6 protein-coding genes are annotated in these 9,200 nt (G+C 65.3%); 3 read left to right on the top strand and 3 right to left on the bottom strand.

Annotation, left to right across the window (positions count from 1 at the left end; translation table 11 throughout):
• Positions 1 to 19: 19 nt before the first annotated feature.
• The 3 genes from HBF26_RS19020 to HBF26_RS19030 all read right to left on the bottom strand — a co-directional run bounded on the left by HBF26_RS19020 (position 20) and on the right by HBF26_RS19030 (position 3,943).
• The gene (locus HBF26_RS19020; RefSeq protein ID WP_167129752.1) at positions 20 to 718 is read right to left on the bottom strand and encodes an HAD-IA family hydrolase; all 699 of its coding nucleotides are present in this window, start codon (positions 716 to 718) and stop codon (positions 20 to 22) included.
• A gap of 3 nt (positions 719 to 721) precedes the next feature.
• The gene (locus HBF26_RS19025; RefSeq protein WP_167129754.1) at positions 722 to 2,203 is read right to left on the bottom strand and encodes a LysM peptidoglycan-binding domain-containing protein; all 1,482 of its coding nucleotides are present in this window, start codon (positions 2,201 to 2,203) and stop codon (positions 722 to 724) included.
• 369 nt (positions 2,204 to 2,572) lie between these two features.
• Complete coding sequence (locus HBF26_RS19030; RefSeq protein ID WP_167129756.1) at positions 2,573 to 3,943, bottom strand: Do family serine endopeptidase; 1,371 nt, start codon at positions 3,941 to 3,943, stop codon at positions 2,573 to 2,575.
• Positions 3,944 to 4,318: 375 nt separating this feature from the next.
• Here HBF26_RS19030 and HBF26_RS19035 point away from each other — a divergent pair, with 375 nt between their 5' ends.
• Genes HBF26_RS19035 through HBF26_RS19045 form a run of 3 tightly spaced genes read left to right on the top strand, consistent with a single transcriptional unit; the run spans position 4,319 to position 8,246 of the window.
• On the top strand, positions 4,319 to 6,466 hold the full coding sequence (locus tag HBF26_RS19035) for an adenosylcobalamin-dependent ribonucleoside-diphosphate reductase (RefSeq protein WP_167129758.1): 2,148 nt from the start codon (positions 4,319 to 4,321) through the stop codon (positions 6,464 to 6,466).
• A 22-nt stretch (positions 6,467 to 6,488) separates the two neighbouring features.
• Positions 6,489 to 7,409 carry a hypothetical protein gene (locus HBF26_RS19690; protein WP_240151432.1) on the top strand — a complete coding sequence of 307 codons (921 nt, stop codon included), beginning with the start codon at positions 6,489 to 6,491 and terminating at the stop codon, positions 7,407 to 7,409.
• A 57-nt stretch (positions 7,410 to 7,466) separates the two neighbouring features.
• Positions 7,467 to 8,246, top strand: coding sequence for a TSCPD domain-containing protein (locus tag HBF26_RS19045; protein ID WP_167129760.1), 780 nt, complete (start codon positions 7,467 to 7,469; stop codon positions 8,244 to 8,246).
• Positions 8,247 to 9,200: the final 954 nt, after the last annotated feature.

Here is a 9,200-nt window from a genome sequence, read left to right on the forward strand (position 1 = left end):
CTATCAGTGAACCACCATTCTAGCGGTCCGTCGCCGCCGACGCGTCAATCCAGTCCGCAAGATGGGTCATGTCCGGAAATTCGTAGTCGGGGGCCGGGCCGTGCGACCAGCGCTCGCCGGTGCGGTTGAGCCACACCGTGGTCATGCCGGCGTCGCGCGCGCCCACCACATCGAGCAGCGGATCGTCACCGACATGCACGATGTCGGCAGGGGCGATATCGAGGGCTTCCGCCGCCGCAAGAAAGATCTGCGGGTGCGGCTTCGCCACGCCCACGCCGCTGGCGTTCAGGCGTGTGTGGAAGAGATGGTGCAACCCGATCACTTCCAGATCGGCGTTGCCGTTGGAGATGCTCACCAGGGGCACCCGGGCGGCGATACGCTCCAGGGCGGGCAACGTGTCGGGGTAGAGTTCCACGGCGTTGCGGGCGGCGAAGTAGATGCGCCACACCTCGTCCACCGGTGCATCGTCGATGCCGCAGGCGGCGAAGGCGTGGCGAATGGTGAGGCGCCGCTGCTCGCTGAAGTCGTGCGAGAGGTGGGTGTTCTCCTGCGCGATCTTCTCGCGCAGTTCGCGCATGGCCTCGATGGGCCATGCGCTTGCCACATCCGGGTGGTGTTCCATGAGCCAGCGGTTCACGCAGTGCTCGGCCTCGATCAGGGCCGGGAGCACCGGCCACAGGGTGTCGTCGAGGTCGAGCGAGACGGCGCGAACCGGCACGGCTCAGCGTGCGCCGACTTTCAGCACCTGGCCGAGGCGGACGTTGTTGTCCTTCAGGCCATTCATGGCGCGGAGCTTGTTCACGTCGATCGCGTTCTTCTTCGCGATGGAGTACAGCGTGTCACCCGCCGCCACCTTGTAGGTGCGCGAAGCCGACGACTTCTCGGCGGCCGCCTTCGGCGCGGCCTTCGCCGGCTTGGCTTCCGCCACCTTTGGGGTGGCGACGGCGGTGGATTTCTCCGAGGCGTCCGGCTTGGCGGCGGCGATGGCCTTCGCCGAGGGCTTGCCGCGCACGGTGACGGCATCGCCGTGCACCTTGGCGAAGCGGCCGCCGACCTTGGCGTTGTCGGACATCGTGAACGCTTCCGAGCGCACGCCCGCGAAGCCCATGCGCGCCGTGGTGCTGACGCTGGCGACCACGCGAGCGAACTTCGACGGCTCGGCGGTGGTGGCGGCGACGGAACCCTTGGTTTCCTTCGCGGCCTTGGCACCCTTGCTTGCCACCTGCGCCTTGGCGAGCGCGGTTTCCTTCGCAACGCTGGCGGCGCTCGGGGCGGCGGCGACGGCGGTCGGCGTGGTCATCGCCTGGCCGGCGTTGGCGCGCGTGCCCACGGCCGAAGCGATGGCGGCGCGGCGTGCGGCGTCCTTCGAGGCCAGGGCCATACCGTCGGCATACGGCACGAGGCTGTGCGAGCGAAGCAGGGAGCTACCCTGGCTGGAGGTGACGAAGGAAATGAACTCCTTCACCTCGGCCGACTTCGGGTCGTTCTGGTTCGTGACCAGGTACAGCTCGGTGTAGAGCGGATAGGTGCCGCTGCTGACGGTGGACACGGAGGGCGCCACGCCGTCGATAGAGAGGATCTTCACCTTCTTGTTCGACGACGCGCCCGCGAGCGTGCTGGCACCGAGGCCCTGCTTGTCGAGGGTGACGCCCTCTTCGAGCTTCGCCACGTTCACGTACAGACGCGGTGCGGCTACAGGTTGGTTGCCGCGGCCGAAGAGCAGGCGGCGCAGGCTGTATTCCACGCCGTCGCCCGGGCTGGCCACCGCGTAGAGGTTGATGGGGGCATCGTTGCCGCCCAGTTCCTTCCAGTTGGTGATGTGCCCCATGTAAATCTCGTGGAGCTGCTTCAGCGTGATGTTGCTGACCGGGTTGGACGGGTAGGTGACCATCACCAGGGCGTCCCAGGCCACCGGCGTGAAGGTGAGCGACTGCTCGGCGGCACCCACGGCGGGGCGGGCCGAGCCCGCGAGGTCGGCGGAACCCTTCACGACAGCGTCGATGCCGGAGGCCGTATTGAACGGCTGGAGTTCGATCTTGCCCTTGCCGGATTTCTCCCAGGCCTTGGCAACGTCGGTAACCACGCCGCGCGCGGTGGTGACGTCGCCGCGCCAGACAAGTTGCGGGCCGGCGGCAAGGACGGTGGCAGAGGCGCTAAGGCCGATCAGCGTGGCGGTGAACAGTCGCGCGAAACGAAGAGACATGGACGGCTGGGACCTCGGGACGGACGGGACTAGTAGGCAAGCAAGCCGCCATTGTGGGGCATCCCGCCGCCACGCGCAGCATTGACTTCATTCAGCATCCTGCCGTCGGGAAACGGAACGTAGGCTGTAGGGGTTTCCTTTCACATTTGACTCGGGCCTTATGCCGTTGTGAAAGCCTGACCTTGTGAAAGCCTGACCTTGTGAAAGCCGGACCTTGTGGGAGCCGGCTACGCCGGCGATCCCGCGGCAGCGGGCATGCTTGCCGCCAGCACCCATCGCCGCTGAAGCGGCTCCCACACAAAGCTTGCCTGCCTCGGGGCTCCCAAACAAAGCCCGCCTGCCTTGGGGCTCCCACACAAAGCGAGCGCTTCAGAGCACCGCGTAATACACCGCATCGTCTCGCACCACCGTGAGTAGCAGCTGTCGCCCGCCCAGGGAGCCCGTGGTGGGCAGGCCCTTCACGCCGGTGATGCGGCGCTGGCCGATCGCCACCACGATGTCGCCGTCCTGCAACCCGGCCTCGGCGGCCGCGGAGCCACGGCGGATGCCGCTCAGCGCCACGCCGTACAACCCTTGCGACTTCTGGTCGGGCGTCAGGTCGCTCAACGTGACCCCGGACAGGCGCTTGTCCACCGTGGCGCCGTCCAGCGTGGCGATCTTCTCCGCGGCGACGGTGGCTTCCACGTTGCGCGTGGTGCCCTCGCGCTGCACGGTGAGCTGTGCCTTCGCGCCCAGCGGCAACAGGCCTTCCGCGTTGCGCAGATCCTGCGCCGCCCGCACCGGCTTGCCGTTCACCGCGGTGAGCACGTCGCCCGGCTGCAACCCGGCGTTCTCTGCCGGCGAGCCCTCGTTGATGCGCGTGACCACCGCACCGACGGTGTCCTTCAGCCCGAGCGCCTTCGCAATGCGCGGCGTGATGTCCTGCACCTCCACGCCCAGGTTGCCGCGCCGCACCTTGCCGTACGCCAGCAGTTGCTTCATCACGCCCGTGGCCAGATCGGTGGGGATGGCGAAACCGATGCCCACGTTGCCGCCGGATGGCGTGAAGATCATGGAGTTGATGCCCACCAGTTCCCCGCGCAGGTTCACCAGCGCGCCGCCGGAGTTGCCCGGATTGATGGAAGCATCCGTCTGGATGAAGTTCTGGATGCCCTTGCCCAGCCCCGAGCGCCCCAGCGCGGACACCATGCCCGAAGTGGCCGTCTGCCCCAGGCCGAACGGGTCGCCCACGGCCACCACGAAATCGCCCACGCGCAGCTGCGAGGAATCGGCGATGGGCAGGGCCTGCAGGCGCTCGGCCGGAATCTGCAGCACCGCCACGTCGGTGTCCGGGTCGCTGCCCAAGAGCTTCGCCTTCAGGTTGCGGCCGTCCTGCAACGTGACCGTGATGTCGTCCGCGCCGCCCACCACGTGGTTGTTCGTCAGCACATAGCCCTTCGCCGCATCGACCACCACGCCCGACCCCAGGCTCTGTTCCACCCGCTCGCGCGGCATACCGCTGCCGCCAAAGAGCTGGCGGAACAGCGGATCGTCGAAATACGGATCGCGCACGCGCACGTGGGTTTTCGTGGAGATGTTCACCACCGCCGGCGTGACCTTCGCGAGCATCGGCGCCAGGGAAGGCATCGGCTGGCCGTCGACGGCCGGGGGCAGGGAGGCGAAGGCAGGCGATGTCAGGCCAAAAGCGAGGGCAAGACCGAGGGCGAGAAAGGTGGTTCGCCGGTAACGCGAGGCGGGCATGGGAAATCTCCTTGACTGGTGTGCTCCGGGCACGAGGAACGGCGCCTTCGACAACAACCCGCGCCGCGGGTTTCAGACCTTGAGACGGACGTCGCGGATACTTTACATCGCCCCCTTGCCGGTTTAAGGTTCACTCCGGCCGCAACCACAACATCTTGTGTTCCGTCGTTCGCCACTTACCAAGTGCTGGTGCTGCGGATAGTCAGGTACAAGCTTCAAACCATCGTCGGCAAAGGCTTTTTTGAAAGGCTGGCGAAGGGTAGACAGGGATGGTCGACAGGTATCTCCGGGGGGAGGGACCGTCGACGGTAATGCGCCGACGCATGCCAATAAGAAGGCCTTCAAAAGGCCAAGCACATCGAGGACGACACATTCATGAGCACTGCACGTGCGCAAGCCATGGGGCTTGAGACCGCGGCCATTCCGCTTCAGCCCGCCTCGTATGACATCTGGGACAAGAAGTACCGCCTGAAGTCGAAGACCGGCGAGCCCGTCGACGGCTCGGTGGACGAGACCTACAAGCGCGTGGCGCGTGCGCTCTCCGACGTGGAAGCCACCGACGAACTGCGCGCCCACTGGTACGAGCGTTTCCTCTGGGCCCTGCGCCGCGGTGCCATCCCCGCCGGCCGCATCACGTCCAACGCCGGCGCGCTGGAGCACAAGCCCGCCACCTCCACGATCAACTGCACCGTGTCGGGCACCATCCACGACTCGATGGACGACATCCTCGAGAAGGTGCACGAGGCGGGCCTTACGCTGAAGGCCGGCTGCGGCATCGGCTACGAGTTCTCCACGCTGCGCCCGCGCGGCGCCTACGTGTCCGGCGCCGGCGCCCACACCTCGGGCCCGCTGTCGTTCATGGATATCTACGACAAGATGTGCTTCACCGTCTCGTCCGCCGGCGGCCGCCGCGGCGCGCAGATGGGCACGTTCGACGTGAGCCACCCGGACGCCAAGGAATTCATCCGGGCCAAGCGCGAGGACGGCCGCCTGCGCCAGTTCAACCTGTCGCTGCTGATCACCGACGGCTTCATGGACGCCGTGGAGAACGACCAGGACTGGCCCACCGTGTTCCCGGTGCACGTGAAGGAACAGGGCGAGATCGACCTCGACGACCCCAGCAAGGTCGTGTGGCGCGAATGGCCCACCAGGGAAAACTACGTCACCCGCGAAGACGGCCTGGTGGCCTGCAAGATCTACGGCCACATCCGTGCCCGCCATCTGTGGGACATGATCATGGTCTCGACGTATGACTACGCCGAGCCGGGCTTCATCCTCATCGACCGCGTCAACGAGATGAACAACAACTGGTGGTGCGAGCACATCCGCGCCACCAACCCCTGCGGCGAGCAGCCCCTGCCGCCGTACGGCTCGTGCCTGCTGGGCTCGGTGAACCTCACCACCTTCGTGCGCGACCCGTTCGGCCCGAAGGCCCGCTTCGACTGGGACGAATACCGCGAAGTGGTGCGCGTGTTCACCCGCATGCTCGACAACGTGGTGGAGATCAACGGCCTGCCGCTGCCGCAGCAGCGCGACGAGATCCTCTCCAAGCGCCGCCATGGCATGGGCTTCCTGGGCCTGGGTTCCACCCTCACCATGCTGAAGATGCGCTATGGCGCCGCCGAGGCCGTGGCCTTCACCGAGGACGTGTCCCGCGAGATGGCGGTGGCCGGCTGGGAAGTGGCCCTGAACCTCGCCAAGGAAAAGGGCCCAGCCCCGGTGCTGGCGCGCGACTACGAAGTGACCGGCGACATGCTGCGCAAGCGCCCGGAGATGGTGAAGGACGGCTGGAAGGTCGGCCAGACCATCAAGGGCAGCGTGCTGCACGCGAAGTACTCGCGCTACATGCAGCGCGTGGCCGAGGTGGCTCCGGACCTGGTCGAGGCCCTGGCCGAAACCGGTGCGCGCTTCACCCACCATTCGTCCATCGCGCCCACCGGCACGATTTCCCTCAGCCTGGCCAACAATGCCTCCAACGGCATCGAGCCCAGCTTCGCGCACCACTATTCCCGCAACGTCATCCGCGAAGGCAAGAAGTCGAAGGAGAAGGTCGAGGTCTACAGCTACGAGCTGCTGGCCTATCGCGCCCTCATCAACGGCGATGCCCTGCCGTTCTCCGACGACCCGAAAACCCGCCTGCCGGAGTACTTCGTTTCGGCCGACGACATCAGCCCGAAGGAACACGTGGACATCCAGGCGGCCTCACAGAAGTGGATCGACTCGTCCATTTCCAAGACGGCCAACGTGCCCACCGACTACCCGTACGAAGACTTCAAGGACATCTACTTCTACGCGTACAAGCAGGGTCTGAAGGGATGCACCACCTTCCGTTTCAACCCGGCCGCGTTCCAGGGTGTGCTGGTGAAGGAAACCGATCTCGAGAACACCCTCTATCGCTTCGAATTGGAAGACGGTAGCGTTGTCGAACTGAAGGGTAACGATGAAGTGGAATACGACGGTGAAATGCACACCGCGGCCAACCTCTTCGATGCCCTGAAGGAAGGTTATTACGGCAAGTTCTGACCCCGCGGAGAGGGAAAAAAGTATGTCGATCGAAAACCAGACCGTCGAGGACGAAACGTCCTCGGTCGATACCAGCGATGCCGGCACCACCCCGGACACCGAGGCCGGCACGGCCGACGTGACCCCGGCACCGGTGGTTGCAAAGAAGGTCGTCAAGCGCAAGCCCGTCGCCCGCAAGGTGATCGAGCCCACGCCGGCCCCGGGCGAAAACGCGCCGGTGGAAGACGAAACCAGCAAGCCCGCCGTGCGCACCACGCGCGCGGCGAAGGCGCCGAAGAAGTCCGCCGCGCAGAGCAGCGGTTCCGCCGAATCCACCGAGACCACGGCCGTGCCGGCGGCCCCGGCGGCAAAGAAGGCTGCCAAGCGTGCGCCGGCCAAGAAGGCCGCTGCCGCGAAGAAGGGCACCGCCAAAAAGGCTGCGGCAAAGAAAGCCGCTCCCAAGAAGGCTGCCGCGAAGAAGGCGGCGGTGAAGAAGTCGGCTGCCAAGAAGGCCGCGGTGAAGAAGGCCCCGGCCAAGAAGGCGGCCGCCAAGAAGTCCGTCGTGAAGAAGGCTGCTGCAAAGAAGGTCGCCGGCAAGAAGGCGGCTGCCAAGAAGGCACCGGCGAAGAAGTCGGCTGCGAAGAAGGTTGCCCGCAAGGCCACGGTGAAGAAGTCGGCCGGCCGCAAGGCTGCCGCGAAGAAGGTCGCCCGCAAGGGCGCGACGAAGCGCACGGGTGCCCGCAAGGCCGCCGGTCGCGTCGCGAAGAAGTCCACGCGTACGGCCGCTCGCAAGGGCACCGGCCGCAGCGCCACGAAGAAGACGGTCCGCAAGGCCGCCGGCAAGACGACCGCCCGCAAGGCTGTCGGCAAGAAAACCGCCTCCAAGGCGGCAAAGAGGTCCACTGCCAGCAAGACCGGCCGTACGTCGGCGCGCAAGTCCGCCGCCCGTGGCCGCCGCAAGTAAGTAGTACCCATCCGGCCCGGCGCATGCGCCGGGCCGGATACCTATAAGAGAAGAGTCATGGCGATCAAGATCGAAAAGAAGATCAAGGGCTACAACGTCGTTAAGCCCGAGGACAAGGCCGCAGCGGCCCCCGCCCCCGCGCCGGTGAAAGACACCGCGCCCGTGGCCGAGGTCATCCAGATGCACGAAAGCCTGGAGCGCCCAGAAACCCTCGTCGGCAACACGTACAAGATCAAGTCGCCGCTCTTCGAGCACGCGCTGTACGTGACCATCAACGACATCGTCCTGAACGCCGGCACCCAGTACGAACAGCGCCGCCCCTTCGAGCTCTTCATCAACTCGAAGAACATGGACCACTTCCAGTGGATCGTGGCGCTCACCCGAATTCTCTCCGCCGTCTTCCGCAAGGGTGGCGACGTGACCTTCATCGTCGAAGAGCTAAAAGCTGTCTTCGACCCCCGCGGCGGCTACTTCAAGGCCGGCGGCGTGTACATGCCCAGCATCGTCGCCGAGATCGGCGCCGTGATCGAACAGCACATGAAGTCGATCGGCCTGATCCACGACCCCGACATGAGCGACGCCACCCGCCAGCTCATCGCGGAAAAGCGCGCGGCTTACGAAAAGGCCAACGCGAAGCCGGCGACAGCCGCCGCGACGTCGGCTGCTGCCCCTGTGGGAGCCGGCTCCGCCGGCGATAACCAGGCTGCCTCGGACACCACGAATGCCTCCGGCTTCCCCCCCGGCGCCACCCTCTGCGCGAAGTGCAACACGCAGGCACTGGTGCTGATGGATGGGTGCCAGACTTGTTTGAATTGTGGGTATTCGAAGTGCGGGTGAGGTAGGACTGGGCGAGGATGTGGGGATACCCGTTGTGGGCATGCCCATAAAGTGCCATTTGAGGCCCCATAAAGTGCTAGTACCGCCCCCATGAAGTGCTATCGCGCATTACCTCATCTAGCGGGGTTTGCACGGGACACGCAGGAGGAGGCGTTTGCCCGTAGGTATCTCTCTGGCTGGGGATCGTTAAGCGCGTTCATTGCACCAGCTGCATCCCGCAGGCGCTTGATCTTTAGTCGAGCCGAGCCGCGTACCCTTGGCGGTCTAGCTATAACGGGCTGTGACGGACGATCCACGCCCACGATGATGGCGTCGCCTCGGCCTAAGGGCAGCAAGAAGGCCACGGCGCCCGCGTCGAGATTCCTGCGGGGCATTTCCACCAAAGCCCGGTCGGACTGACTAATACGGGCCGATTGGATCGACGAGCCGGGCATGATCACCTCGCAGATTCTTTAATGTCTAAGCGGTTGAAGCTGGCTATCGCTGACTTGTCTTATCCCAATCCCAACGTGTTTTACCAGGCCGCGCTTTAGCACACCCTTCGGCTTCCTGTGGCGCAGAACATTCGCAAAAGCGCGCCCATGTGCTTTCCCAGGACGCGGCTCAAATCCAAAGCAAAATTCACCAGCCACTGCACACGCTGGCGATCTAGTCTTGCCGGCTGCTCATCCGCAGCGCCCGTTTAGATGTCTTTCTATGGGGCTTGTCCAGCGGGCCGCATTAGTCGAGACGGCCGCAAAGGAAACCGGTGCTGACGTATTAGCCGCCGGGTATGAGACCCCGGCAATGACCGTGTCCGAAAATGCGCATGATTTCATGCGTCGTTGCCTCCCTCGCCGACGTCCCCCCGCTTTCAGTAGCGGAGCGAATTAGAGTCCGGGGGGTTACTTTAGCTGCTCGGCGTAGGCGGCGGGAGTCAGTCCGCCCAACGCCTTCTTCGGCCGCTCCTCGTTG

The organism is Luteibacter jiangsuensis, assembly GCF_011742555.1.
Taxonomy (GTDB): Bacteria; Pseudomonadota; Gammaproteobacteria; order Xanthomonadales; family Rhodanobacteraceae; genus Luteibacter; species Luteibacter jiangsuensis.

Excerpts from the sequence above, each read along its gene's own strand:
- HBF26_RS19025 (WP_167129754.1), bottom strand. The coding sequence starts at position 2,203 with ATGTCTCTTCGTTTCGCGCGACTGTTCACCGCCACGCTGATCGGCCTT.
- HBF26_RS19030 (WP_167129756.1), bottom strand. The coding sequence starts at position 3,943 with ATGCCCGCCTCGCGTTACCGGCGAACCACCTTTCTCGCCCTCGGTCTT.
- HBF26_RS19035 (WP_167129758.1), top strand. The coding sequence starts at position 4,319 with ATGAGCACTGCACGTGCGCAAGCCATGGGGCTTGAGACCGCGGCCATT.
- HBF26_RS19690 (WP_240151432.1), top strand. The coding sequence starts at position 6,489 with ATGTCGATCGAAAACCAGACCGTCGAGGACGAAACGTCCTCGGTCGAT.
- HBF26_RS19045 (WP_167129760.1), top strand. The coding sequence starts at position 7,467 with ATGGCGATCAAGATCGAAAAGAAGATCAAGGGCTACAACGTCGTTAAG.